Annotated in this window: 22 protein-coding genes; 11 read left to right on the forward strand and 11 right to left on the reverse strand. The window is 61.2% G+C overall.

Annotated elements, in window-relative coordinates:
- The first annotated feature begins 149 nt into the window (after positions 1–149).
- Positions 150–1,256, forward strand: a complete 1,107-nt coding sequence (locus AC4CWH_RS01410; RefSeq protein WP_491320083.1) for a TRAP transporter substrate-binding protein — start codon at positions 150–152, stop codon at positions 1,254–1,256.
- Positions 1,257–1,568: 312 nt separating this feature from the next.
- Here AC4CWH_RS01410 and AC4CWH_RS01415 read toward each other — a convergent pair whose 3' ends face one another.
- A complete protein-coding gene (locus AC4CWH_RS01415) occupies positions 1,569–3,455 on the reverse strand; it encodes a TRAP transporter large permease (RefSeq protein ID WP_491321323.1) in 1,887 nt (628 codons plus the stop codon).
- A 13-nt stretch (positions 3,456–3,468) separates the two neighbouring features.
- Complete coding sequence (locus AC4CWH_RS01420; RefSeq protein ID WP_491320084.1) at positions 3,469–4,029, reverse strand: TRAP transporter small permease subunit; 561 nt, start codon at positions 4,027–4,029, stop codon at positions 3,469–3,471.
- 308 nt (positions 4,030–4,337) lie between these two features.
- Here AC4CWH_RS01420 and AC4CWH_RS01425 point away from each other — a divergent pair, with 308 nt between their 5' ends.
- From AC4CWH_RS01425 to AC4CWH_RS01440, 4 genes are all read left to right on the forward strand, one after another.
- Entirely contained in the window at positions 4,338–4,562 is a 225-nt protein-coding gene (locus AC4CWH_RS01425; protein WP_491321324.1) for an aa3-type cytochrome c oxidase subunit IV, read from the forward strand.
- 88 nt (positions 4,563–4,650) lie between these two features.
- Entirely contained in the window at positions 4,651–5,931 is a 1,281-nt protein-coding gene (locus AC4CWH_RS01430; RefSeq protein WP_491320085.1) for a Re/Si-specific NAD(P)(+) transhydrogenase subunit alpha, read from the forward strand.
- Complete coding sequence (locus AC4CWH_RS01435) at positions 5,931–6,341, forward strand: NAD(P) transhydrogenase subunit alpha part 2 (protein WP_491320086.1); 411 nt, start codon at positions 5,931–5,933, stop codon at positions 6,339–6,341. Before AC4CWH_RS01430 ends, AC4CWH_RS01435 begins: the two co-directional genes overlap by 1 nt.
- Before the next feature lie 10 nt (positions 6,342–6,351).
- On the forward strand, positions 6,352–7,752 hold the full coding sequence (locus tag AC4CWH_RS01440) for an NAD(P)(+) transhydrogenase (Re/Si-specific) subunit beta (RefSeq protein WP_491320087.1): 1,401 nt from the start codon (positions 6,352–6,354) through the stop codon (positions 7,750–7,752).
- Positions 7,753–7,811: 59 nt separating this feature from the next.
- On the opposite strand, the gene AC4CWH_RS01445 is transcribed toward AC4CWH_RS01440, so the two are convergent.
- From AC4CWH_RS01445 to rpsU, 3 genes are all read right to left on the reverse strand, one after another.
- Positions 7,812–8,699 (reverse strand): phosphotransferase, encoded by an 888-nt coding sequence (locus AC4CWH_RS01445; RefSeq protein ID WP_491320088.1) that lies wholly within the window; start codon positions 8,697–8,699, stop codon positions 7,812–7,814.
- Positions 8,700–8,757: 58 nt separating this feature from the next.
- On the reverse strand, positions 8,758–9,657 hold the full coding sequence (locus AC4CWH_RS01450) for a tetratricopeptide repeat protein (RefSeq protein WP_491320089.1): 900 nt from the start codon (positions 9,655–9,657) through the stop codon (positions 8,758–8,760).
- 119 nt (positions 9,658–9,776) lie between these two features.
- Positions 9,777–10,007 carry a 30S ribosomal protein S21 gene (rpsU, locus tag AC4CWH_RS01455; protein ID WP_491283862.1) on the reverse strand — a complete coding sequence of 77 codons (231 nt, stop codon included), beginning with the start codon at positions 10,005–10,007 and terminating at the stop codon, positions 9,777–9,779.
- Positions 10,008–10,322: 315 nt separating this feature from the next.
- Between rpsU and AC4CWH_RS01460 the strand changes: the two genes are divergently transcribed.
- From AC4CWH_RS01460 to AC4CWH_RS01480, 5 genes are all read left to right on the forward strand, one after another.
- The gene (locus AC4CWH_RS01460; protein ID WP_491320090.1) at positions 10,323–11,306 is read left to right on the forward strand and encodes a zinc-binding dehydrogenase; all 984 of its coding nucleotides are present in this window, start codon (positions 10,323–10,325) and stop codon (positions 11,304–11,306) included.
- Positions 11,307–11,457: 151 nt separating this feature from the next.
- Positions 11,458–12,711, forward strand: a complete 1,254-nt coding sequence (locus tag AC4CWH_RS01465; RefSeq protein WP_491320091.1) for a sarcosine oxidase subunit beta family protein — start codon at positions 11,458–11,460, stop codon at positions 12,709–12,711.
- A 13-nt stretch (positions 12,712–12,724) separates the two neighbouring features.
- Entirely contained in the window at positions 12,725–13,051 is a 327-nt protein-coding gene (locus AC4CWH_RS01470; RefSeq protein ID WP_491320092.1) for a sarcosine oxidase subunit delta, read from the forward strand.
- Positions 13,048–16,011, forward strand: coding sequence for a sarcosine oxidase subunit alpha (locus tag AC4CWH_RS01475; RefSeq protein WP_491320093.1), 2,964 nt, complete (start codon positions 13,048–13,050; stop codon positions 16,009–16,011). The genes AC4CWH_RS01470 and AC4CWH_RS01475 overlap by 4 nt, the downstream gene beginning before the upstream one ends.
- Positions 16,004–16,552, forward strand: a complete 549-nt coding sequence (locus AC4CWH_RS01480) for a sarcosine oxidase subunit gamma (protein WP_491320094.1) — start codon at positions 16,004–16,006, stop codon at positions 16,550–16,552. The genes AC4CWH_RS01475 and AC4CWH_RS01480 overlap by 8 nt, the downstream gene beginning before the upstream one ends.
- A 69-nt stretch (positions 16,553–16,621) precedes the next feature.
- Here AC4CWH_RS01480 and AC4CWH_RS01485 read toward each other — a convergent pair whose 3' ends face one another.
- From AC4CWH_RS01485 to glgX, 3 genes are all read right to left on the reverse strand, one after another.
- Entirely contained in the window at positions 16,622–18,886 is a 2,265-nt protein-coding gene (locus AC4CWH_RS01485) for a methyl-accepting chemotaxis protein (RefSeq protein ID WP_491320095.1), read from the reverse strand.
- 394 nt (positions 18,887–19,280) lie between these two features.
- A complete protein-coding gene (locus AC4CWH_RS01490; protein WP_491320096.1) occupies positions 19,281–19,766 on the reverse strand; it encodes a MaoC family dehydratase in 486 nt (161 codons plus the stop codon).
- Between the two features lie 77 nt (positions 19,767–19,843).
- Complete coding sequence (gene glgX / locus AC4CWH_RS01495; RefSeq protein WP_491320097.1) at positions 19,844–21,790, reverse strand: glycogen debranching protein GlgX; 1,947 nt, start codon at positions 21,788–21,790, stop codon at positions 19,844–19,846.
- Between the two features lie 122 nt (positions 21,791–21,912).
- Between glgX and AC4CWH_RS01500 the strand changes: the two genes are divergently transcribed.
- The gene (locus tag AC4CWH_RS01500; protein ID WP_491320098.1) at positions 21,913–22,359 is read left to right on the forward strand and encodes an SRPBCC family protein; all 447 of its coding nucleotides are present in this window, start codon (positions 21,913–21,915) and stop codon (positions 22,357–22,359) included.
- Between the two features lie 46 nt (positions 22,360–22,405).
- Here AC4CWH_RS01500 and AC4CWH_RS01505 read toward each other — a convergent pair whose 3' ends face one another.
- Genes AC4CWH_RS01505 through glgC form a run of 3 tightly spaced genes read right to left on the reverse strand, consistent with a single transcriptional unit; the run spans position 22,406 to position 26,761 of the window.
- Complete coding sequence (locus AC4CWH_RS01505; RefSeq protein WP_491320099.1) at positions 22,406–24,034, reverse strand: alpha-D-glucose phosphate-specific phosphoglucomutase; 1,629 nt, start codon at positions 24,032–24,034, stop codon at positions 22,406–22,408.
- On the reverse strand, positions 24,034–25,479 hold the full coding sequence (gene glgA, locus AC4CWH_RS01510; RefSeq protein WP_491320100.1) for a glycogen synthase GlgA: 1,446 nt from the start codon (positions 25,477–25,479) through the stop codon (positions 24,034–24,036). Before glgA ends, AC4CWH_RS01505 begins: the two co-directional genes overlap by 1 nt.
- 19 nt (positions 25,480–25,498) lie before the next feature.
- Positions 25,499–26,761, reverse strand: coding sequence for a glucose-1-phosphate adenylyltransferase (glgC, locus tag AC4CWH_RS01515; protein WP_491320101.1), 1,263 nt, complete (start codon positions 26,759–26,761; stop codon positions 25,499–25,501).
- Positions 26,762–26,775: the final 14 nt, after the last annotated feature.

Genomic DNA, 26,775 nt, shown 5'->3' on the forward strand with positions numbered 1-26,775 from the left:
CGAAAGTCTCGTGCGTTTGGACACCTTGCGACGCATGAATATTAGCTGGCGCCTTGCCAGCCTTTGCCTGCCATGGTTACTTTCGCAAAGGGCCGGGAGATGGGGGAGAATGGACCTCTCGCGGGCCATCAACAAACGGGAGGGTATTCATGGATCGTCGTTCATTTTTCAAGAAAGCGGCTGTGACCGGTGTCGGCGCTGCCGGTGCGGTGGGCCTTGCGGCTCCGGCCATTGCGCAATCGATGCCGAAGATCACCTGGCGTCTCACCTCATCGTTTCCGAAGTCGCTGGACACGATCTATGGCGGCGCTGAAGATATCGCAAAGCATGTCGCCGCCGCAACCGACGGCAATTTCACCATCCAGACCTTTGCCGGTGGCGAAATCGTGCCGGGCCTGCAGGCCGCCGATGCGGTATCGGCCGGCACCGTCGAAATGTGCCATACCTGCTCTTATTATTACGTCGGCAAGGATCCGACCTTCGCGATCGGCACGGCCATTCCCTTCGGCCTCAACGCCCGCCTCACCAACAGCTGGTTCTATCAGGGTAATGGCAACAAGCTGCTGAACGAATTTTATGCGACGCATGGCCTCGTTGGTTATATCGCCGGCAATACGGGCGCGCAGATGGGTGGCTGGTTCCGCAAGGAGATCAACACGGTCGACGATTTCAAGGGCGTCAAGATGCGCATCGCCGGTCTTGCTGGCCGCGTGGTCGAGAAGCTTGGTGTCGTGCCGCAGCAGATCGCCGGCGGTGATATCTATGCGTCGCTCGAAAAAGGCACCATCGATGCCGCCGAATGGGTCGGTCCCTATGACGACCAGAAGCTCGGTTTCTACAAGGTTGCCAAATATTATTATTACCCGGCCTTCTGGGAAGGCGGCCCGGTTATCCACGCTTTCATGAACAAGGCCAAGTTCGAAGCTCTGCCGAAATCCTATCAGGCCATCCTGCAGGATGCCTGCGCCTTCGCCAACACCAACATGATGGCGAAATACGATATCAAGAACCCGATTGCCATCAAGGAACTGGTTTCGCAGGGCACCGTTCTTCGCCCCTTCAGCCAGGAAATCCTCGAGGCCTGCTTTAATGCCTCCAAGGAAGTTTATGCCGATATCAGCGGCAAGAACGAGTGGTTCAAGAAGATCTACGAAGACCAGGTGGCCTTCAAGAAGGAAGGTTATCTGTGGATGCAGCTGTCTGAATACACCTATGACACGTTCATGATGATCCAGCAGCGCAACGGCAAGCTCTGACAGTCCATCCCAGAATTCCCGCTGGCGGGCTGCAAATGGCAATTTCTGCTTGTCCGGTGCTCACGTGCGTTAAGTACGCTCCGCTCCGGTTCTCGAAATCACCATTTTCGCCACGCCAACGGAAATTCTTGAACAGTCTGTGAGCCAACGCCTGCTTCAATGCTTTCGGCATTAAAACCCCGGCGCAAGATTTGCGCCGGGGTTTTTCATTGTATCCCGAAAACCTCATCCTCGGCGAAAACTGTCTCTGGCTTTGCCCAGAAACGACAAAGGCCCCACGCGGGTGCCTCTGCCTTGTTTCTGTGTCGTCCGTCAAAACTTTGGCGGCTGGCTGAGATCCGGCTGTGCCGGCTTGGCAACTGCCGCTGCCGGAGGCTGCTGGCCGGGCAGCCCGTCCAGCGGTGGCAGGCCGAAGGCTGGCGGGGCGGATGTCGCGGGTGCCGTTGCCGGCGCATCATTGCCGAAGTTGAGTGGCGGCAGGCCCATCTGCGGGGCTGAACCACCGGCACCGCCAGCCGGCTGGAGCGGCGGCAGGCCGAAGGCCGGCATCGTGCCATTGCCCGAGGACGAGCCCTGGTTTCCAAGACCCTGAAGCTGGATCTGCACATCGGCCGGGCTCAGGGTCGTCTGCTCGCTCTTGTAGTGCATGACGAGCCCCGGCACGAAGATCACCACCATGATCATGATGAACTGGATGATGATGAAGGGAACGACACCAAGATAGATCTCACTGGTGCGGACCCCCGGCATGGTCTTGCCCGTCACCTTGTCCACCCAATTGCCGGCCGGCGCGATGGAGCGCAGGAAGAACAGCGAGAAGCCGAAGGGCGGCGTCAGGAACGAGGTCTGCAGGTTGATGCCGAGGATAACGCCGAACCAGACAAGATCGATGCCCAGCTTGTCTGCGACCGGTGCCAGAAGCGGCACCATGATAAAGGCGATCTCGAAGAAATCGAGGAAGCAGCCGAGGATGAAGACGATGATGGTGACGACGATGAGGAAGCCGTATTCGCCGCCGGGAAGCGCCAGCAGCAGTTCTTCGATCCACACATTGCCGTTGATGCCATAGAAGGTGAGGCCGAAGACGCGCGCCCCGATGAGGATCATCATGACGAAGGCGGAAAGGCGCGTGGTCGCGTCAAGCGCGGTCTTGATGGAGGTGAGGGTCAACCGCCCCTTGGCAAGCGCCAGCAGCAGCGCGCCGGTGGCACCCATGGCGCCGCCTTCCGTTGGCGTGGCGATGCCGAGGAAGATGGTGCCAAGCACGAGAAAGATCAGCGCCAGCGGCGGCACCAGCACGATGATCACCTGTTCGGCGAGCCGCGAGATGATCTTTTTGTCCACGCGGCTGTTGAAAATGGCAACGCCATAGGTGGCAAGCACTGCAAAGGCCATAGCGGCCACCAGACGCCATTCCTCGCTGCCGATGCCGGTAAACAGGATGTGGATGCCGAGGAAATAGAGGCCAACCGCAATGGCGATCATCACGATGAGGGACGTGACGCCGTTGCCGAGCGTACGCGCCTCCTTCGGCAGTGCCGGCGCCCATTCCGGTTTGATCAGCGAAACGGCAAAGACGTAGAGGCAGTAGGCGAAAACGATCAGGATGGCCGGATAAAGCGCGCCGACATACATGTCGCCCACGGACCGGCCGAGCTGGTCGGCCATGACGATCAGCACCAGCGAGGGCGGCACGATCTGCGCCAGCGTGCCGGAGGCGGCAATCGTGCCGGCAACGAACGGCCGATTATAGCCATAGCGCATCATGATTGGCATCGAGATGAGGCCCATGGCCATGACGGAAGCGGCAACGACGCCGGTGGTGGCGCCGAGAAGCGCGCCGACCAGGATGACCGCATAGGCAAGGCCGCCGCGCACCGGGCCGAACAGCTGGCCGATCGTGTCCAGCAGGTCTTCGGCCATGCGCGACCGCTCCAGGATGATGCCCATGAAGGTGAAGAACGGGATCGCCAGCAGCGTGTCATTATACATGATCCCGTAGATACGCTCGGGATGCGATTGCAGCAGCGGCCAGAACAGGCGGATATCCGGCGAGATCGTCGACAGTTCCACACCGAAGACGAAGAAGATGAGGCCACCCGCGGCCAGCGTGAAGGCCACGGGATAACCGAGCAGCAGCATGGCCATGACCGTCGTGAACATCACGAGCGGCAGGTTATGCGCGATGATATGGATGATTTCCGCCAGCATCTCAGACCTCCGAAGCCGGGTTTGCCGGGACGGCGTGCTTGTCTTCGCGCGGATCGTCAATGCGGCCCGTCACCACGGCAAAACGCTTGATGATTTCGGAGAAGGCCTGCGCCAGAAGCAGCATGAAGCCGGCCAGCACGACGAATTTCGCCGGCCAGATCGGCAGGCCGCCGGCATTGGAAGAGATTTCGCCGGAGGAATAGGATAGCCAGAACCACGACCAGGAGAGGTAGCTCATCAAGCCGGCGAAGGGCAGGAGGAAGATGATGTGCAGAACGAGATCCATGAGGTCACGGGTGCGCTTGGACCAGCTGCCCGACAGGATGTCGATGCGCACATGCTCGTTCTTCAACAGCGCATAGGCGGCCGCCAGCATGAAGACGGTGCCGTAGAGATACCACTGCACTTCCAGCCAGGCATTGGACGAGATATCGAATGCCTTGCGCATGATGGCATTGCCGGCGCTGATCAGCACGGCGGCAAGCAGCAGCCAGGAAACCCAGCGGCCGATAAAGCTCGTCACCGCATCAATGATGCGGCTGACGGCAAGCAGGATGCTCATATTTTCCCCCAACCCATTTAGTCTTGTTTTATCTTTTCTATGTCTAAAACGCATACCGGCGCAACGCTACGAACGTCGCGAAGACCGCTATTCCCGCACTTCGTTTCGCAAAACCCTCTATGCGCGCAAGCAATGAAAAGCAATCATGGGCAATTGCGCATTCGGCTGTCCGCCGGGCCGCCTCAACACCCATTGCAACACATTGCTCTTTCTGGCCATTTTGTGTAAGGCCTTTACTTGGTAGGTAGGAAATGAGCTTCGCATCGGATGTGTTTTCCGGCGCGGTGCCTGTGTGGGAGAGACGCAATATGGATGATCATCACGGCGGAACGGTCGAAACCGGCGCACCCATGGATTACCGGGAGCACGAAAAGACCTATTCCATGTTCCTCGCCGGTGCCAAGTGGGGCACGATGATGGTGGTCGTGCTGATGCTGGCCATGGTCGGTGGTTTTTATGCCGGCGGCGGCCTGTTTGGCGGCCTCATTCTTTTCATCATCCTGAACGCGGCCGGCTTTTACCTGCTGCGTTGATGCATGCTTTCAGCGGTGGCGTCTGAACGGCCCGTTGCGGCCGAGCGATGGCGCATGGCCGCATTATCCATGAGCGGAAGGGACGGATTTGACAAAGCTGATTTTTGTCGGCCGGGAGGCCGGAGAGGAGAGCCGTGTCGCCGCATCGCCGGAAACGGTGAAGCGGTTGATCGGGCTTGGATTTGAGATCATCGTTGAAAGCGGCGCGGGTCTGCGCTCCGGCGTTCCGGATGCGGATTTTGCCGCAGCCGGCGCCACGGTCGGAACCGCCGCCGATGCCGGCCGCGCCGATATCCTCCTGCAGGTTATCTGCCCGCCAGACGCGGTGATCACTGCTGCAAAACCCGGCGCGCTGCTGCTGGCCACGCTCAACCCTTACGATTCCGCCGAGACGCTGAACCGCCTTGCCGATGCCGGCATCACCGCCCTTGCGATGGAATTGATGCCGCGCATCACGCGCGCCCAGTCCATGGACGTGCTGTCCAGCCAGGCAAACCTTGCCGGCTACCGGGCAGTGATCGATGCCGCCCATGAATATGGCCGCGCCATGCCGATGATGATGACGGCAGCCGGCACCGTTCCGGCCGCAAAGGTCTTCGTCATGGGCGCCGGCGTTGCCGGTCTCCAGGCGATTGCCACGGCCCGCCGTCTGGGCGCTGTCGTGACCGCAACCGATGTGCGCCCCGCCGCCAAGGAACAGGTCGCCTCGCTCGGCGCAAAATTCATCGCGGTGGAGGACGAGGAATTCAAGGCAGCCGAAACCGCTGCCGGTTATGCCAAGCCGATGTCGGAGGCCTATCAGGCCAAGCAGGCGGCGCTTGTTGCCGAGCATATCGCCAAGCAGGATATCGTCATCACGACAGCGCTCATCCCCGGCCGCGCCGCGCCACGGCTTGTGACCCGCGCGATGCTTTCCGCCATGAAGCCCGGCTCCATCGCGGTGGATCTCGCCGTGGAGCGCGGTGGCAATATCGAGGGCTCGGTTGCCGGCACTATTGCCGATGTCGATGGGGTGAAGGTCATCGGTTACGCCAATGTGCCCGGCCGCGTTGCCGCCTCGGCTTCTGCGCTTTATGCGCGCAACCTCTATGCCTTCCTTGAGACTATGGTCGACAAGGCATCGAAGGAATTTTCGTTCAACCCGGACGAGGAACTGGTGAAGGCGACCATGCTGACGCATGAAGGTGCCGTGGTTCACCCGAGTTTTCGCGAGGCCGCCGACGCCGCCCGTCTGGCTGCACCCGCCGTCGTGACACCGCCAACGGAACTGCCAAGCGCGCCAAAACCGCGCGCCCGCCGCAAGGCGGCAGAGAAGATCGAAACACCTGAAGCACCGATGGACATCCTGGACAAGAAGGAGGAGCTGTGATGGCGAACGAAACCATGAACACGGCGCTGAACGCCCTTGATCAGGCCGTCGCTGCCGTCAAATCTGCCGCCGAACAGGCACCCGATGCGGTGAGCCTTGCGGCCCACGGCGTTTCCGGCGGTGCCATCGATCCCTTCGTCTTTCAGCTTGCGATCTTCGTGCTGTCGATCTTCGTCGGTTATTACGTTGTCTGGTCGGTTACGCCGGCACTGCACACGCCGCTGATGGCCGTCACCAATGCCATTTCCTCGGTCATCGTCGTTGGCGCTCTGCTGGCAGTCGGTGTGTCGCTGAGCGGCCTTGCCACCGGTTTTGGTTTTGTGGCGCTGGTGCTGGTCTCGGTCAACATCTTCGGTGGTTTCCTCGTCACCAGCCGGATGCTCGCCATGTACAAGAAAAAAGATCGCTGAGGTCGGCCGGATGTCCCAGAATATTGCAGCCTTCCTCTACCTCGTCTCCGGTGTCATGTTCATCATGGCGCTGCGCGGGCTTTCGCATCCGACGACCAGCCGCAAGGGCAATATCTACGGCATGGCGGGCATGGCAATCGCCATCGTCACGACGCTTCTGCTGGCCACGCCGAATTTCGGCGGCTTCGTGCTGATCGTGCTGGCCATTGCCATCGGCGGTGGCGGCGGTGCCTATATCGCCCGCACCATTCCGATGACCTCCATGCCGCAGCTGATTGCCGGCTTTCACTCGCTGGTCGGTTTTGCCGCCATCATGGTGGCCGCGGCAGCGCTGTATTCTCCAGCCGCCTTCGGCATTGGCGAAATCGGCTCCATCCACGGCCAGGCGCTGGTCGAAATGGCGCTGGGGGCAGCCATCGGCGCGGTCACCTTTACCGGCTCCATCATCGCTTACCTGAAGCTTGACGGGCGCATGTCCGGCAAGCCGATCCTCTTGCCCTACCGCCATGTCATCAACGCCACGCTTCTGGTGCTGACGGTTCTGGCGATTGCAAGCCTTGCCACGAGCGAAAGCCACCTGGCCTTCTGGCTGATCGTTGTGCTGGCGCTGGTGCTGGGCGTGCTCATCATCGCGCCGATCGGTGGCGCCGATATGCCGGTCGTGGTGTCGATGCTGAATTCCTATTCCGGTTGGGCGGCTGCCGGTATCGGCTTTACGCTCGGCAATCTCGCGCTCATCATCACCGGCGCGCTGGTGGGGTCCTCGGGCGCCATCCTCTCCTACATCATGTGCAAGGGCATGAACCGCTCGTTCATATCCGTCATCCTCGGCGGTTTCGGCGGTGAAACGGCAGCCGCCAGCGCCGACGATGGCGTGCAGCGCACGGTGAAGCAGGGCTCTGCCGATGATGCCGCCTTCCTCATGCAGAACGCCACCAAGGTCATCATCGTGCCCGGTTACGGCATGGCGGTTGCCCAGGCGCAGCATGCGCTGCGGGAGCTTGCCGATACGCTGAAGGAACACGGCGTCGAGGTGAAATATGCTATCCACCCAGTGGCTGGCCGCATGCCCGGCCACATGAACGTGCTGCTTGCCGAAGCAAACGTGCCTTATGACGAGGTGTTCGAGCTGGAAGACATCAACGCCGAATTCGCCCAGGCCGACGTCGCCTATGTGATCGGCGCCAATGACGTGACCAACCCGGCCGCCCGCGACGACAAGACCTCGCCGATCTATGGCATGCCGATCCTCGACGTCGACAAGGCCAAGACCTGCCTCTTCGTCAAACGCTCGCTCGGTTCCGGTTATGCCGGCATCGACAACACGCTGTTCTACAAGGACGGCACGATGATGCTGCTCGGCGATGCCAAGAAGATGACCGAGGACATCGTGAAAGCGATGAAACACTGACACTGAAAGAGGCCCGGAGCGATCCGGGCTTTTTCATGCCTGTCGCGCAACGACTTTAATCACAGCAACAGGCCGAGCCGCGTGAGCGTCTGGCGCGATTGACGGCACAAGGCCTCGTTCTTGCCGCCGCGGTAATAGCTGAGGGCGATGACGGCGCCGTAGAGTGCCCAGGCCTTGGCGCGGTGCCAGTCGCCATCCTCGATCGCGCAGTGCGTGCGAAAGACGTCGCGCGCGGACGGGGCTACCCAGGACCAGGCGCTGGCGTAATCGGCGGCGGGATCTCCAACCGCTGCCAGACCCCAGTCGAGGACGCCGGCAAGCGCGCTGCGTCTCGCAATCAGGTTGTCGGCCTTCAGGTCCCCATGCAGCCAGACGCCGGGGCCGGCATAAGGTGCGCCGAGCCCCTCGTGCCAGATGGCTTTTGCTGCGGACACGTCGATCTCATCGCAAAGGGTGTCGATGGAGGACAGCGTGACGTCGTTGAGGTCTTGGAGCGGCACGCCGCGGCGGCTGTTGCGCGGCCCGGCTCTTGGTGCGTCGAGCGTGCTTTTTGCCTGCAGTGACAGGAGAAACCGGGCAAGCGCCTGCGCCGCATCGGCCCAGTTTGTGATGGCATCGGTGGACGCGATGTCGCCGTCCATCCAGTCGAAAATGCCGAATTCGCAAAGGGTGCCAAGATCGGCATGGCCGCGGAAACGAAGATGCGGGACATCGAGGGACAGGCCCTGAAGATGCGGCAGCCAGTCAAGCTCCTTTGCCATCAGGGCGATGGCGGATGGCCGACGTGGCAACCGCAGGACCTGCGCGTCGCCAAGGCGAAAGAGCCAGTTGTCCGTACCCGTCGATGCAAGCGGAGACAGGGCAAGGCCAGCCCATTCGGGCGCCTGCACAGCTATGAGACGGGAAACCGCCTCCTCATCCGCAATGAGTTCATCGACATGCATCATACGGCCGATCTATCAGGCGCGAATGAACCCTCGGTGACAGGCGGATTGCTGTCGGCCCTCAGCCGGCGACGCCACCTGCGCGGGTGCGGGCAACACCGTCCTGCGCGGGCTTGTACTTGGGGTCGAGGCGGGCGGCGTGGTTGTAGGACTTGAAGGCGCGGGCCATGTCGCCCTTGCGTTCATAGACCAGCGCCTGATTGACCCAGGATTCCGCCAGCTTGTTGTTGAGATCGATGGCGTGGTTGAAATCGGCGAAGGCATTTTCGTCGTCGTTCAGCGCCAGATAGGAAACGCCACGGCCGTTATAGGGCTCAGGCGAGGAGGGCGACAGCGAGATGGCCTTGGAAAAATCTTCGATCGCCTGCGCATGCTGGTTGCGCAACTGGTAGATCAGGCCGCGATTGTGGAAGGCGCGTCCATCGGTCGTGTCGAGCTGGATGGCGCGGTTGAAATCGTTGAACGCTTCGTTGGTGCGTCCGGCCTGGCGATAGATATTGCCACGACCGATCAGCGCCACGTCGTAATTCGGATTGATCTGAATGGCCGCGTTGTAATCGTTCACCGCCTCGTTCGGCTTGCCCATGTTGCGATAGACGAGCGCACGGTTCGCATAGGCCTGATAATAGCGCGGGTTCAGTTGCAGGGCGCGGTTGAAATCGTCGAGCGCGTTGCGGAAATCGCCGGCGCGACCATAGGCCGTGCCGCGCACGTTATAACCTTCCGGATCCTGCGGATTGGACTGGATGACGGAGGAGAGCGAGGCGATGTTCTGCTCGGAGCCCTGCGCACGATCCAGACGGATAAGGTCTGTGCTTGTATTGGTCTGGCAGCCGGCAAGGGCCAAGCCTGCCAGAAGAAGAGCTGCTCCCGGCAGGCCACCGCGCGAAATGCGCTTTCTGCGAGTCGGTTCAAAGGACGGGCAGGCAGCATGCGAATTTGCGGCGGTCTTGGCAGCCATCAGGCGCAGATCCTCGTGTCATTCAAGGGAATGGGGCGGTGCGGATAAACCGAAAAAGCGGTGGCGAAAAGATTCGCCCCCGCCCTTAAATCACGGAAAAACGTCGAAAAAACGGCCGATTAACGGGCGACGGGACGCGGTGCAGCAATCAGGCCTTCGCGCTGCATGCGCTTGCGGGCCAGCTTGCGAACGCGGCGAACGGCTTCGGCCTTTTCGCGAGCGCGCTTCTGCGAGGGCTTCTCGTAGTAGTCGCGCATCTTCATTTCACGGAAAATGCCTTCGCGCTGCATCTTCTTCTTGAGAGCGCGGAGAGCCTGATCGACATTATTGTCGCGGACAAGTACCTGCACGTGAATCCCGTTCCTTTGGTTTTGTAAAATCGACCGCCCCGAAACTGCCCAGTCCGGAACAAAACAAATGTGTCGCGCGGCAAAGGCCGTGCAATTCGGGAAGGCACATAACAGAAGGTTTTTTCAAAGTCTAGCGGCCTTCAGCCACGCCAAACGAAATTCTCACGAAATCCCCGCATCCCTTATGCCATAGGGCCTGCACGCCGTTTCAACGCGCCTCGAAACGGGATTTGCGGTTTGCAATCCGGGCCCCCGGCACCATGTTGAGCCCCTGGCCTCGGTTGAGTCTCCCCTTCACGCTTTAAGGAGTTTTCCATGCACAGTTTATCCTATTCCCGTTTCGGCAAGCCCGCCGATGTGCTTGAGCTTTCGGATCAGCCCCAGCCCCAGCCGGGTGCCGGTGAGGTGCGGCTGAAGATGCATCTGTCGCCGATCCACAACCATGATCTGCTGACGATCAGCGGCCAATATGGCTACAAGCCGGACCTGCCGGCGCTTTCGGGCAGCGAAGGCATGGGTGTGGTGGATGCGCTGGGCGAGGGCGTCGAGGGTATTTCCATCGGCCAGCGCGTGGCCGCAAGCGGTCTCAAGGGCGCATGGAGCAATTTTGCCATTACGCGTGCCGCCTCCGTCGTGCCGTTGCCGGATGCAATTTCCGATGAGGTCGGCGCGCAGCTGATCGCGATGCCGCTCAGCGCGCTGACGCTTCTGGACTTCACGGGCATCAAGCAAGGTGAGTGGCTGATCCAGAACGCTGCAAACGGCGCGGTCGCCAAGGTCGTCTCGCAGCTTGCCCGCACCCGCGGCATCCACGTGGTCAATCTCGTTCGCCGTGCCGAAGCCGTTGCGGAACTGAAAGACCTTGGCATCGACAATGTCGTGGCAACCTCCGAGGACGGCTGGAAGGATCGTATGGCCGAGATGACCGGTGGCGCACCGATTGCGGTCGGCGTTGATGGCGTTGGCGGCACGGCCTCCGGTGACCTGCTGTCGCTTCTCGGCGAGGGCGGGCAGCTGATTTCATTTGGCCTGATGTCCGGCCAGCCGATGCAGATTTCGTCCGGTGACCTCATCTTCAAGCAGGCGGTGGTGAAAGGCTTTTGGCTCGCCAAGCTGATGACGGTGATGGAGCCGGAACGCATGCGCCGGCTGCTGTCTGAACTGGTGACGCGGGCGGCAAGCGGCGAGATGCGGCTTCAGGTGGATGGCATTTATACGATGAAGGACGCTGCTGCCGCGATGACCGCCGCCACCGAGCCCGGCCGCAAGGGCAAGGTTCTGCTCAGCCTTCAGGATTGATGGGGGCGGCACGCACAAGCGTGTCGTTATTTCCGCCCGTGTCGAAACAAGAGACAAAATGCGTCGCAAAGCAGCCATTGCGACGCCGGTTGATTTGCGATCAGTATGGCTCTACCCAAGGCTTGGGGTGGCGAAGGAGCTATAGGCGAACATGCGCAAATATTCGGTCTTTGCTGTGGCCCGCGAGGCCATGCGCAGCCACAAGGGTTGGGAACCGCAATGGGTCTCCCCGGAGCCGCGAGCGAGTTATGATGTCATCATCATCGGCGGCGGTGGCCATGGCCTGGGCGCTGCCTATTACCTCGCCAAGGAACACGGCATCACCAATGTCGCGGTCATCGAAAAAGGCTGGCTCGGCGGCGGCAATACCGGCCGCAACACCACCATCATCCGCTCCAACTATCTCTATGAAGAGAGCATGGATATGTACGAGCACTCCCTGAAACTGTGGGAGGGCTTGAGCCAGGAGCTGAACTACAACGTCATGTATTCGCCGCGCGGCGTGATGATGCTGTCGCACAACACCCATGACCAGCAGAGCTTCAAGCGCCATATCAATGCCAACCGCCTCTATGGCATCGACAATGAATGGCTGACGCCGGAACAGGCAAAGGCCTTCTGTCCGCCGCTCGATATTGCAAAGACCGCGCGTTATCCGATCAATGGCGCAGCGCTGCAGAAGCGCGGCGGCACGGCCCGTCACGATGCGGTCGCGTGGGGTTATGCGCGTGCGGCCTCCGACATGGGCGTCCACATCATCCAGAATTGCGAAGTCACCGGCATCCGCCGTGGGCCGAATGGCGAAGTGACGGGCGTTGAAACCGCACGCGGCTTCATCGGCGCAAAAAAGATTGGCGTCTCGGCATCGGGCCATTCGTCCATGCTGATGCAGATGGCCGATGTGCGCGTGCCCTTGACCAGCAATCCCCTGCAGGCGCTGGTTTCCGAACCGCTGAAACCGATCTTCCCCTGCGTCGTCATGTCGAACACAGTACATGCCTATATCTCGCAGTCCGACAAGGGAGAACTGGTGATCGGTGCTGGCACCGACCAGTATCATTCCTACAGCCAGACCGGCGGTTTGCAGATCATCACCCATACGCTGGATGCCATCTGCGAACTGTTCCCGATCTTCCGGCGCGTCAAGATGATGCGTCAGTGGGGCGGCATTACCGACAACACGCCGGATCGTTCGGCCATTCAGAGCGTGACGCCGGTCAAGAACCTGTTCGTCAACTGCGGATGGGGCACCGGCGGCTTCAAGGCAACGCCCGGCTCGGCCAACCTGTTTGCACATCTCATTGCCCGCGGCGAACCGCATCGTCTGGCGTCGGGCCTGACGCTCGACCGTTTCCGCACCGGCCGGCTTATCGACGAAGCGGCTGCCGCCGCCGTCGCGCATTGAGGGGAGGGACACCATGTTTCTGATCAAATGCCCCTATTGCGGCGAGAACCGCTCCGAACTGGAATTCCGCTGGGCCGGCGAGGCGCATATTGCGCGGCCGGAAAACATCGCGGCGATTTCCAATGAGGAATTTGCCGAGTATTTTTTCCTGCGCGACAATACCAAGGGTGTGGCTTACGAGCGCTGGCGCCATATCCATGGCTGCGGCCGCTTCTTTAATGCCATCCGCGATACCGTGAGCGATAATTTCCTCCTGACCTACAAGGCCGGCCTGCCGCGCCAGCCGGTGCCCGGCAGCGCCCCGGTTTCTCCTGATGCCCCTGAAGGCGGTGCCGCATGACGAAAAAATCCTTCCGCATCAAGGGTGCCGGTCGCCTGACGCCGGCCCGCACCGCCCGCTTCACCTTCGATGGCAAGACCTATACGGCCTATGAGGGCGACACGGTGGCGTCCGCACTTCTTGCGAGCGGCATCCACCTGATGGGCCGCTCGTTCAAGTATCACCGCGCCCGTGGTGTGCTGTCGGCCGGTGCCGAGGAGCCGAACGCGCTGATCGACGTGGCGCGCGATGCTGCCCGTCGCCAGCCGAATGTGCGCGCAAGCGTGCAGGAAGTGTTCGACGGCGCCATCATCCAGTCGCAGAACCGCTGGCCGACGCTGGCCTTCGATACGGGCGCGATCAACAATCTTCTGTCGCCCTTCTTCGCCGCCGGTTTCTACTACAAGACCTTCATGTGGCCGAAGGAGGCCTGGGCCAAGCTTTATGAGCCGATCATCCGCCGCGCGGCAGGCCTTGGCGTTGCGCCGAAGGAAGAAGATCCCGATCATTATGCCAACCGATTTGCCCATTGCGATGTGCTGGTGGCCGGTGCCGGTGTTGCCGGTCTGACGGCGGCGCTCTCTGCGGCTGAAACCGGCGCCGAGGTGATCCTTGTCGACGAGCGTGCCGATGTCGGCGGCGCACTGCTGTTTGATACGTCCACGATGATCGACGGCAGACCCGGTTATGACTGGGCGCAGGACGTGCTGGCCCGGCTGAAGGCCATGGCGAACGTCACGGTGCTCACCCGCACCACGGCCTTCGGTTATTACACCCACAATTTTATCGGCCTTGCCGAGCGCGTTACCGACCATCTGCCGCGCCCCAGCAAAAACCTGCCGCGCGAGCGGTTGTGGCAGGTGCGGGCGAAAAAGGTGATCATGGCAACCGGCGCCATCGAACGCCACATGGTGTTTGCCAACAATGATCGCCCCGGCATCATGCTCGCCTCTGCCGCGCGCACCTATCTCAACCATTATGGCGTGGCCGTTGGTGAAAAGATCGGTGTCTACACCGCCCATGACAGCGCCTATGAGGCGGCCATCGACCTGAAACACGCAGGCGTCGAGATTGCCGCCATCGTGGATTGCCGTGCCAATCCCGGCGAGGCCGTGATGTCTGCCGCCCGCGCGCTCGGCATCGAGGTTCTGACGGGCCATTGCGTGCTCGATACCAGCGGGCGCCTGCGCGTCTCCTCCATGACCGTCTCGCCCAATGGTGGTGATGCCAAGCGCCGCATCACTATTGATGCGCTGTTGATGTCCGGCGGCTGGACACCTTCCGTGCATCTCTTCTCGCAATCGCGCGGCAAGCTGAAATTCGACAAGGCCAATGACCGCTTCCTGCCCGATATTCATGTGCAGCAGGGTGTTTCCATCGGCGCCTGCAACGGCACCGACGACCTCTCGGCCCTGCTTGCCGAGGCGGCGGCTGCCGGCGGCGGGCCGCTGTCCGTCTCCGGCAGTTCTGCCTATGGCTGGACAGGCGGCATGATCGGTGCCGCCGAGGGGGCTGGCAAGGACACGGTGGTCAAAGCCTTCGTCGATTTCCAGCACGACGTGACGGCAAAGGACATCCGCCTTGCGGTGCGCGAGGGCATGCATTCCATCGAGCATATCAAGCGCTTCACCACGAACGGCATGGCGTCGGACCAGGGCAAGCTATCCAACATGCACGGTCTGGCGATTGCCGCCGAAGTGCTGGGCAAGGAGATCCCGCAGGTCGGCCTCACCACCTTCCGTGCGCCCTATACGCCCGTGAGCTACGGCACGCTGATTGCGCATTCGCGCGGTGATCTGTTCGATCCCGCCCGCAAGACGCCGCTGCATGGCGAACTGGTGAAGGAAGGCGCCGAGTTCGAGGATGTCGGCAACTGGAAACGCGCCTGGTATTTTCCCCGTCGCGGTGAAGACATGCATCAGGCCGTCAACCGCGAATGCCGCACGGCGCGCGAGACGGCCGGCATTTTTGATGCCTCGACGCTTGGCAAGATCGAGGTTGTCGGGCCGGATGCGGCAAAGTTCCTGAACCTCCTCTATACCAATGCCTGGGATACGCTGAAGCCCGGCAAATGCCGTTATGGCATCATGACCCGCGAAGACGGTTTCATCTATGACGATGGCGTCGTCGGGCGCCTGTCGGACGATCGTTTCCATGTGACGACGACAACGGGCGGCGCACCGCGCGTGCTCGCCCATATGGAAGATTATCTGCAGACGGAATTCCCGGACCTCAAGGTCTGGCTGACATCGACCACCGAACAATGGGCGGTGATTGCCGTTCAGGGCCCGAAAGCGCGAGACATCATCGCGCCACTGGTCGAGGGGCTGGACCTGTCGACCGAGGCCTTCCCGCACATGAGCGTGGCCGAATGCACGGTTATGGGCGTGCCTGCACGCCTCTTCCGCGTGTCGTTCACCGGCGAGATCGGTTTTGAAATCAACGTGCCTGCCGATTATGGCGCGTCGGTGTGGAAAGCGATCTGGGAGCGTGGGCAAGCGCTCGGCGCCTGCCTTTACGGTACCGAGACCATGCACGTGCTGCGCGCCGAAAAGGGCTATCTCATCGTCGGCCAGGATACCGACGGCACGGTCACGCCTGATGATGCCGGTTATGGCTGGGCCGTGTCGAAGAAGAAGCCGGATTTCGTCGGCATCCGTGGCCTGAAGCGCCCTGATCTTATCCGCGATAACCGCAAGCAGCTCGTTGGCCTTTTGACAAAGGATCCGACCGAGGTGCTGGAAGAGGGTGGCCAGATCGTTGCCGATCCGAACCAGCCGAAACCGATGACTATGCTCGGCCATGTCACATCGGCCTACTGGTCGGAAAATCTCGGTCGCTCCATCGCCATTGCCCTGGTGGCCGGCGGTCGCGCGAAGATGGGCGAGACGCTCTACGTGCCGATGAAGGACAAGACGATTGCCGTCGAAGTCACCGACATGGTGTTCTTCGACAAGGACGGAGGCCGCATCCATGGTTGAGTTTGCTACCCGCACCCTGCCGCTGACCGGCTTTCACGGCGGCTCCTCTGTCGCAAGCCTCACGCCCGCCGCCGCCGCACAGCGGGTGTCGCTGCGCGCCCGGCCGGAGGATGTGGCAGCCCTTTCGGCAGCCCTTGGCCTCCCGCTTCCCACCAGCGCGAAAACCTCAGCGTCCGCCGGCCAGCGCACGGCGCTTTGGCTCGGCCCCGACGAATGGCTGGTGATTGATGAGGGTGAGGGCGGTCTGATGGCGGCGCTTGAAACATCGGGCGCGCTCCATTCGGCAACCGATGTCTCCCACCGCAACACGGCAGTTCTCATCTCCGGCGCTGGCGCTTCAAAAACGCTGAACGGCGGATGCCCGCTCGACCTGTCGCTGAAGGCAATCCCCGTTGGCGCCTGCGCGCGCACGCTGTTTGGCAAGATCGAGGTGGTGGTGTTGCGCACCGGCGAAACAGAATTCCGCCTGGAGTTCTGGCGGTCCTTCTCCGATTACGCCTTCGGCCTGCTTGCCGAAGCCGCGGAAGATGCCGCGATCTGATTTTTCCTCTACGTTTACAAGACATAAAGGCGCCGCACGAAATATCCGGGCGGCGCCTTTTTGTTTGGATCAGAAATCCGACCATTCCTTGGTGGCTGCACCGCCTGATGTGGCCATGCGGCGTGCCGGCCGGGCAGACGATGCCTGGCTTGTGCCGGCCGCCATGGAGCGGGAGACATCGCGCAGGGCGCGGGCATCACCAGCGCCATTGTCCAGCTGGAACTGTTCCACAAGGTCGCGCAGTTTTGCCGCTTCCAGGGCAAGCGACGAGGATGCCGCTGTCGATTGCTCCACCATCGCGGCGTTCTGCTGGGTGGTCTGGTCCATGGAATTGACCGCCGAGTTGACCTCCATCAGACCGGTGGACTGCTCCCGCGATGAGGTCGCGATGGAATCCATGTGGCCGTTGATCTCCACGATAAAGCCGCTGATCGTCTTCAGCGCACCGCCGGCATTACGCACCAAGCGCACGCCAGTCTCAACCTCGTTGGAGGAGTTCTGGATGAGCCCCTTGATCTCGCGCGCCGCGTTTGCCGCACGCTGAGCCAATTCGCGCACCTCCTGCGCCACCACGGCAAACCCCTTGCCGGCTTCTCCGGCGCGGGCGGCCTCAACGCCTGCATTGAGCGCGAGCAGGTTGGTCTGGAAAGAGATTTCGTCGATGACGCCGATAATGTTGGAGATCTGCTGTGACGATTCCTCGATCTTGGTCATGGCAAGTTCCGCTTGAGAAACCACCTCGGCTGATTTCGTGGCGGCACTGGTTGCCTGCAGGGCGACGCCACGCGCCTCTTGCGTGCGTTTGCTGGAATTGGTCACGTTGACGGTGATCTCGTCCAGCGCTGCGGCGGTTTCTTCAAGTGCTGCGGCCTGCTGTTCTGTCCGTCGTGACAGGTCGTTGGCGCCCTGGCTCAGTTCTCGCGAACCGCTGTCGATGGCCGCTGTCGTGACGGCAACAGAGTTCATCGCATCGCGTAGCTGCTCCACGGCAGCGTTGAAGTCGCTGCGCAGCCCCTCGAAATCGCTGGCGAAGGGGTCGCGGAAACTGAAGGTCAGGTCACCGGCAGCAATCTGCTTCAATCCGTTCGCAAGGCTGGCGGTGGCGTGCTGCATCTCAACGGAGCGCTTGCGGTCAAGGGTTGACGTGCGGTTGCGTTCTTCTTCACTGATCTGGCGATTGTGATTGGCCTCTTCTTCCAGCCTTCTGGCCTTCAGGCCGTTTTCCTTGAAGATCTGCACGGCCTCGGCCATGCTGCCGATCTCATCCGGGCGGCCGGTTCCGGGAACGTCGACTTGCAGTTCTCCGTTTGCCAGACGTTTCATGGCGCTGGTCATGGCGGCAATCGGCTGCGAGATGGAGCGCGACACCAGCCACATGGCGGCAATGCCGGCGAGAAGCACGGCAAGACCGACGGCTGTCTGCGTCCAGGCGGCGGTCGTGTTGCGGCCTGCAAGAGCCGTGTCGAGTGCGGTCGCCTGGGCAAGCGCCACATCCGCCGGCACCTGAATGAGAACGGACCAAGGGGTTGTTGTTCGGCCAAGCTTGATCGGCGCCAGCGCCCGGAAGGTCCGGTTGCTTTCTGCTGCATCCGGCTTTCCGGCCTGAATGGTCGGCAGCAGGTCTTTCAGCGACGGATCGAGCTTTTCAACGGCGGCGCCAACAAGATCCGGCCGCTCGCTGGAGGCGACCACGAGGCCCTTGTAGCTGATGATGCTGACGGAGGCTTTTCCATCAAACAGGCCGGCCTTGACCTCACCTGCCAGGCGCTGGACGAAGGACAGGTCGAAGTCAGCACCGGCAACGCCGGCAAATTTGCCGTTGACGGTGACCGGCACGGACATGGTGGCGAGAAAGACGTTCTTGCCCTGCACGATATAGGGCAGCGGATCGAGAATGCTTTCGCCCTTGCCGCTCTTCGGGCCAAGATACCAGCCGCCCTTCATCACGCCGTTTGGATGAAGGTCAGCGCTGTCATATTCCACCAGCGGCTGGATGGCGATCTTGCCATCGGCGCCGCGGGTCCAGTAGGGCAGGAAACGGCCGGTCGCATCGGACCCGACCTTGGCATTGTTGCGGTAGGTGTCATCCTGCCCGTCCAGCGCATTCGGCTCCCAAGCGCTATAGGTGCCATTGAACTGCGGATTGTCCTTGAGCAGGTTCAGGAGAACCGCGTTGAACTGCGCGCGCCGCTCGGCGGTCGGAATGGCTGTATTGCCGGCCATCGCCTCAAAGCTGCGGGCGGTGTTGCGGGCGGCATCGAAGGCCTCGTTCAACGTTCCCTGGATCGTTCCGGCCTGCGTGGAAGCGATCGTGCTCAAGCTCTTGATCGTCATTTCTTGTGTCAGCTTCGAAAGATTTTCGCTGACATAGTGCTGGTTGCTGAGGCCGCCAGAATGCCATAACCCAATAACCCGCCCACCGCCGAGAGGACGCAGAAGCCGGAAAGAACGGCGATTTTCATTTTTAGTGATCGGAATTGCATGTGTATCGTCCCCAAGCATTTGTCCGGGAACGGTGCGTATATTATATTTTAGAAATCATTAATTGACAAAGGGCAGGGAAATATTCAGATTTAGACGTAAAGAGCAATCGTCTCAACAGCTTGCAGAGGCCACAGGGTTTGTTCCGAGCCGACGTCGTACGACTTCAGTATAAGAAATAATTTTCATGGAGACGTGCAAAGAGACTATAGTTGCAGGTCTGGATTGTTTTATCGTTGGCACCACCTTAGAGATCCGGCCGGTCCTTCGGATCGAACTGGATAATGGTGCTCCAGGAGGCGGAAAGCGCCGGTTTCTTTTCCTCTTCGATCTCCACCGTCACGTCATAGGTGACCATCAGCATGTGGGCGCCGCGAAAGCGGGCCTCGGTCAGCGTGAAATGCCCGCGCACCCGCCGTCCGGCGCGCACCGGCGAGCCGAAGCGGATCTTGTCAAACCCGTAATTGAGCCCCATCGTCTGTTCGCGGATCGTGGGCACGGCGGAATAGTTCATGGCCGACAGCAGCGAGAGCGTCAGGAAACCGTGCGCGATCGTGCCGCCAAACGGGCTTTCGGCCGCCGCCCGCTCCGGATCGGTATGGATGAACTGGTGGTCATGAGTGGCATCGGCGAAAGTATCGATCATCGTCTGGTCCACGGTGATCCAGTCGGAGACACCGATTTCCTGTCCGACCAGATCCTTCACATCGCTCAGCGAAATCTCGCGCGGCATGGCATTTCCTGTCGTTGATGAACCTGCGGGAAAGTCTTACAGCAAATCGAAGGCTTCGATAGGGTGCAGTGCACACATCAGCATCTGCTTGCCCAGACCACGCTGCGGGGCGGCAATTCGGGCTGGGAGAATCTGTCGCCCGTGACAAGATCCTGCCACTCGCCGTCGGGAAGGCTGATCTTGAGGGGCGCCCCCCCACGGTTAAACAGCACGGCCAGATACGTTTCGCCGCCGGCCTGCCGGTCGTGCGTCTTCAAAACCATCGTCAACTGCGCACAGTCCGGCGTTTCCCAATCGGCAATGGTCATGGGCTGGCCGAGCGCGTTCAGCCAGGCGATATCGCCGGTATCCCCCTTGAAGAAACCGGTTTCAGAAAACACGGAAAATCGCCGGCGCATCGCTGCAAGCTGCGCCGTATGTGTCACCAGCGTGTCATCGAGCAAGGCCCAATTCAGCCAGGTGAGGGCATTGTCCTGCGCATAGGCATTGTTGTTGCCCTTTTGCGAACGCCCGCCTTCATCTCCGGCGGTCAGCATGATGGTGCCGCGCGTGGCAAAGAGCGTGGCCAGCAGCGCTTTTATATCGTCCCGCCGCGCGTCCTGCACGCCACGATCATGGCTTTCACCTTCCACGCCGTTGTTCCATGAATGGTTTTCGTTGTGGCCGTCGCGGTTGTCCTCGCCGTTCGCCTTATTGTGCTTGTGTTCGTGGGAGACGAGATCCATCAGCGTGAACCCGTCATGGGCGGCGAGAAAATTCACACTGCGCGTCGCCGTCTGCCCATGGGCTGAAAACAGCTGCGAGGAGCCGGCAAGGGCAGAGGCGAGTGTTCCGGTCTTGCCCGCATCGCCGCGCCAGAAACACCTGATATCGTCGCGTGCCCGGTCGTTCCATTCGAGGAACGGCGCCGGGAATTGACCGAGCTGGTACCCTCCGGGGCCGATGTCCCAGGGTTCGGCAATCATCACCCGATCCGCCAGCACCTCGTCGTGAAGAATGGCGGCCAAAGTTTCGCTGTCGCGGGAAAAGCCCTGCATGCTGCGCCCGAGAATGGTCGCGAGATCGAAACGGAAGCCGTCTATGCCGGCATGGATCACGAAATGGCGCAAGGTATCGACAATCAGCTGGCGCACCACCGGATGATCGCAGGCCACCGTATTGCCGGTGCCGGTATCGTTGACGAGAACGCCGGGATCATCCGGCATGTGATGGTAATAGGTGAGATTATCGAGCCCGCGCAGCGACAGCGTCGCGCCGAACCGGTCGCTTTCGCCGGTATGGTTGAAGACAAGATCGAGGATCACGCCGATGCCGTTGTCGTGCAGGGTTTTGACGGTTGCCGCAAGCTCGGCCATTCCACCAGGCACGAGGCGCGGATCGAGCGCCATGAAGGCGACGGGATTATAGCCCCAACCGTTGGTGAGACCGAGTGTCGGCAGGTGCCGTTCATCAATCCAGGCGGTGATCGGCATCAGTTCCACCGCATCGACGCCGAGGCGTTTCAGATGCGCGATGATGGCGGGATGGGCAAGGGCTGCCACCGTGCCACGCTGGTTTTCCGGCACATCCGGATGCAGCATGGTGAAGGGCCGCACGGCAACTTCATAGATGAGGCCGCCCGTCTGAAAGCGTGGTTTTTCGCGCTGAACCGGGGCGTGCTGCCGCACCACGGCCTTCGGCACCAGCGGTGCCGTATCGATGCCGACTTGCGAAAGGCTGGGATCGTGCCGGTAGGGGCGATCCAGCTCCGTCGCATAAGGATCGGTCAGCAGCTTGGAGGGATCAAACCACAGGCCGCGGTCGGGATCGTAGACCCCGTCGGCGCGAAAACCGTAGCACGTGCCCGGCTCGATGCCGGCAACGTGAAGGCTGAACAGGCCTTCACCGTCAGGTGAAAGGGGAAGGCGGGTCGTTTCCCGCTCGCCGTCGAACAGGCAGAGGTCGATTTTTTGGGCATGGGCGGAGAAGACGGTAAACCGGATGCCGTCATCCTGAAGAACGGCGCCGAGCGGGCGATGGGTCATGAACACTCCGGCTTTGTTTTCAAGCGGTGCCTTAAAAAAAACGCCGCCCGGCAGGGAAATGTGGCGCGTGCGCCCTAACTTTTCGAACCATAACCTGTGGCGCTTAACGAGGAGGAAAAGCCATGCCTTTCACCATTCGCCTGCACCGTGTTTTCAAAGCCCCGGTCGAACGTGTCTTTCGTGCCTTTACCGATGCGGATGCCATGGTGAAATGGAACCCGCCGCATGGTTTCACCGCCCACATGCATGAGTGTAATCCGGTGGTGGGCGGCAAATTCCGCATGTCCTTCACCAACTTTTCGAGCCGGCAAAGCCATTCCTTCGGCGGAACCTATCTGGAAATCGTCACTGATCGCAAGATCAGCTATTCCGACCAGTTCGACGATCCGGCGCTGCCCGGCGAGATGATCACCACCGTCGAATTTAAATCGGTCACCGTCGGCACGGAAATCCACATCATGCAGGCGGGGATCCCGGACATGATCCCGGAATCCGCCTGTTATCTCGGCTGGCAGGAATCGCTTCGGCAGCTGGCATTTCTGGTGGAGCCGGAGATTTCCGAAGCCTGAGTGCTTCCCTTCGCTTGAAGGCAAAGGGATGCACGCAAGCTACGGATCAGGTGATCACCGTCGGTGCGTCGCGGCCGGTGCGGGTCTTGATCTCGGCGATCTCGTCGGCAACTGCGATGAGGTCGGCCAGTGCTGCCTGCGTCTCGATGCCGTGGCGCGACGCGTCCGGCTCATAACGTTCCACGTAAAGGCGAAGCGTCGCACCTGACGTGCCGGTGCCCGACAGGCGGAAGACGATGCGGCTGCCGCCGGCAAACAGGATGCGGATGCCCTGGTTCTTCGACACCGAGCCATCGACCGGATCGAGATAAGCGAAGTCGTCGGCGCTTTCGACGGTGAGTGCGCCGAACGTCGTGCCGGGCAGGCTTGCCAGCTTGTCGCGCAGGTTGGCAACAAGGCCGTTTGCCGCGTCGGTATCCACTTCTTCATAGTCGTGGCGCGAATAGTAGTTGCGGCCGTATTCGGCCCAATGGCTTTCCACGATTTGGCTGACGCTCTCCTTGCGGGCCGCAACGATGTTCAGCCAGAACAGCACGGCCCAGAGACCGTCCTTTTCACGCACATGGCTCGATCCGGTGCCGAAGCTTTCCTCGCCGCAGACGGTGACCTTGCCGGCATCCATCAAGTTGCCAAAATATTTCCAGCCGGTCGGCGTTTCATACATGCCGATGCCGAGCTTTTCGGCCACGCGGTCGGCGGCAGCACTTGTGGGCATAGAGCGGGCGATGCCGGCAATGCCGGCCTTGTAGCCGGGGGCGCAGGTGGCATTGGCGGCAATCACCGCAAGGCTGTCGGAAGGCGTCACGAACATGCCCTTGCCAACCACCATGTTGCGGTCGCCGTCGCCATCGGAAGCGGCGCCGAAATCGGGGCCTTCGGCGCTCATCACATCGTCATAGAGTTCCTTGGCGTGAACGAGGTTCGGGTCCGGGTGGTGGTGGCCGAAATCGGGCAGCGGAATTTCGTTGCGCACCGAGCCCTTGGCGGCGCCGAGACGCTTTTCGAGGATTTCGACGGCATAGGGGCCGGTCACCGCGCTCATGGAATCGATGACAACGCGGAAACCGGAACCGATCAGGTCGCGGATGGCTGCAAAATCGAACAGCGTTTCCATGAGGTCGGCATAATCGGTCACGGGATCGATGACCTCGACCACCATGCCGGCGAGATCGAAACTGCCGACCGTATCGAGATCGATATCGGCAACATCAACCGTCTTGTAGCTGTCGATCACCTTGGTGCGGGCAAAGATCGCGTCGGTAATCTTTTCCGGCGCCGGTCCGCCATTGCCGATATTGTACTTGATGCCGAAATCTTCGGTGGGGCCGCCGGGATTATGGCTGGCAGACAGAACGATGCCGCCGAAGGCGCCGTATTTGCGGATGACGTGGGAGGCCGCCGGCGTCGACAAAATGCCGCCCTGGCCGACCATGACCTTGCCGAAGCCGGCAGCGGCCGCCATTTTCAGCGCCTTCTGGATGACTTCGCGGTTGTAATACCGGCCGTCGCCGCCGATCACCAGCGTCTTGCCCTCAAAACCTTCCAGGCTGTCGAAAATCGACTGGATGAAGTTTTCGGCATAGTTTTCCTGGGCGAAAACCGGAACCTTCTTGCGAAGGCCAGACGTGCCGGGCTTCTGGTCCTGATAGGGCGTGGTGGAAACGGTCTTGATCATCAATGCGAACCTTTCGGTAGAAGACTGGAATACAGTTTGGCGTAAAGGGCAGCGCTCTTGTCCCAGGAGACATCGCTGGCCATGCCTTGTGTCTGGAGGGAGGCCCAGGTGTCGGGCTCCCGGTAAAGCCGGATGCTGCGGCGGATGGCGCGCTTCAACCCGTCGAGCGTGACGGGGCCGAAGGAGATACCGGTGGCGCTGCCACTGGCAAGCGCTGCCGGATTGGCGTCGATGACGGTATCGTTCAAGCCGCCGGTCCGTGACACCACGGGCACGCAGCCGTAACGCAGGCCGTAAAGCTGGGTGAGGCCGCAGGGCTCGAAGCGTGAGGGAATGAGAATGGCGTCGGAACCGGCCTGCATCAGGTGTGACAGCGGTTCGTTATAGCCGACGGTGATCGCCACCCGGCCAGGATGGCGCGCGGCGGCGTCACGAAGGGCAGCCACCAGCGCCTCGTCGCCGGAGCCGAGCACGGCAAGTTTGCCACCAAGCGCCACCAGATCATCGACGGCGTCCGCCACCAGATCCATGCCTTTTTGCCAGGTGAGACGCGAGATGACGCAAAACAGCGGCGCGTCATCCTGATCAAGGCCGAACTGCGCCTCCATCGCCCGCTTGTTGGCACGTCTTGCCGAGGTGTCGGCGGCCGAATAATCGCGCTCGATCAGAGGATCGATGGCAGGGTTCCACACATCCGTGTCGATGCCGTTGACGATGCCGTGAAGGTCGAGCGTGCGCCGGTTGAGCAGGCCCTCCAGCCCCATGCCGAATTCGGGCGTCAGGATCTCCTCGGCATAGGAGGGGCTGACGGTGCTGATGGCCCAGGCGGTCTGGAGGCCGGCCTTCAGATAACCGACCATGCCGTAATATTCGACGCCTTCCATGGCAAGGGCATGCGCCGGCAACCCAAGCTCGGGGAAGATGGCGGCGGAAAAATTGCCCTGGAACGCGATGTTGTGAATGGTCATCACGCTGGGGATAGCCGGCTTCTCGCCGTACAGCATGTAGGCGGGCAAAAGCCCGGTCTGCCAGTCATGCACATGCACCAGATCCGGCTGCCAGCCGGCAAGCGCGCCGCCGGCAATCTCGGCGCCAGCCTTGGAAAGGGCCGCAAAGCGGCGCCAGTTGTCGGGATAATCTTTACCATCGGTGCCGAGATAGGGCCCGCCCGGCCGATCGAAAAGGGCAGGCGCGTCAAGAACCAGCAGGTCGAGCCCGCCAACACTGGCTTCCAGCACATCGGCGGGCGATCCCAGAAGGTCCTCGAACCGCAGAATGGATTGCGCGGCGCCAATCGCTGCCATCACGGCCGGATAACCCGGCACCAGCGTTTTCGTCTCCACCCCTTGCGCCTTCAGCGCAAGCGGCAGGGCGCCCGCCACGTCGGCGAGCCCCCCGGTTTTGACCAGCGGAAAAATTTCGGAAGCAACCGAAAGAACCTTCATCGTGTCTCCGTGATCCGCCCTAGAGGTCCAGCTTGTCGATCATCGCCTGCGTGATCAGGCAGATGCCATTTTCGCTGCGGCGAAAGCGCTTTGCATCCATGTCCACATCTTCACCGACCACCAATCCTTCGGGAATGGTTACACCGGCATCGATGACGACATTGCGAAGCTGGGCATGACGGCCGATGCGCACGTTCGGCAGGATGACCGCTCCCTCCAGGCGCGAATAGGAATTGGCCCGGACCCCGGTAAACAGCAGGGAGTTGTAAAGCGAGCAGCCGGAAATGATGCAATCGCCTGAAACAACCGAGGAGACGGCCGAGCCACGACGGTTTTCGTCGTCATGGACGAATTTGGCTGGCGGGGTGATTTCCGCATAGGTCCAGATCGGCCAGGACTTGTCGTAGATATCAAGCTCGGGAACGATGCCGGTCAGGTCGATATTGGCCTGCCAGTAGGCGTCGATCGTGCCCACATCGCGCCAGTAGGCCTGCTTTTCGAAATCCGAACGCACGCAGGATTCGTTGAAGCGATGCGCCACCGCCTTGCCGTTCGCCACAATCCACGGAATGATGTCCTTGCCGAAATCGCGGCTGGAATTGGGGTCGGCCGCATCGCGGCGCAGGCATTCCATCAAAAATTTCGTGTGGAAGACGTAGATGCCCATGGAGGCCAGCGCAAAATCCGGCTTGTCGGGCATGCCCGGCGGATCGGCGGGTTTTTCCACGAAGGCGATGATCCGGTCCTTGTCATCCACATGCATGACGCCGAAGCCGGTTGCTTCCATGCGCGGCACTTCCAGGCAGCCGATGGTCACGTCGGCGCCGGAGTCCACGTGCTGCTGCAGCATCAGCTCGTAGTCCATCTTGTAGATGTGGTCACCGGCGAGGATCACCATGTATTCCGGGTTATAGGGCTCGATGATGTCGATGTTCTGGAACACCGCATCGGCCGTGCCTTCATACCACTGCGTTTCGGAAACGCGCTGCGAGGCCGGCAGGATGTCAAAGCTCTCATTCCGCTCCGGGCGAAAAAAGTCCCAGCCGCGTTGCAGGTGGCGGATCAGCGAATGGGCTTTGTACTGGGTGGCAACGCCAATGCGGCGGATACCGGAATTCAGGGCGTTGGAGAGGGCAAAATCGATGATGCGGGCCTTGCCGCCAAAATAGACGGCCGGCTTGGCGCGCCGGTCTGTCAGTTCCTTCAGGCGGCTCCCCCGGCCGCCGGCCAACACATAGGCCATGGCATCGCGTGCCAGCGGCTGTACTCGTTTTGTTGTCATTGATATCCCTCCCT

It is taken from the genome of Neorhizobium sp. PAMB6716 (assembly GCF_058242805.1).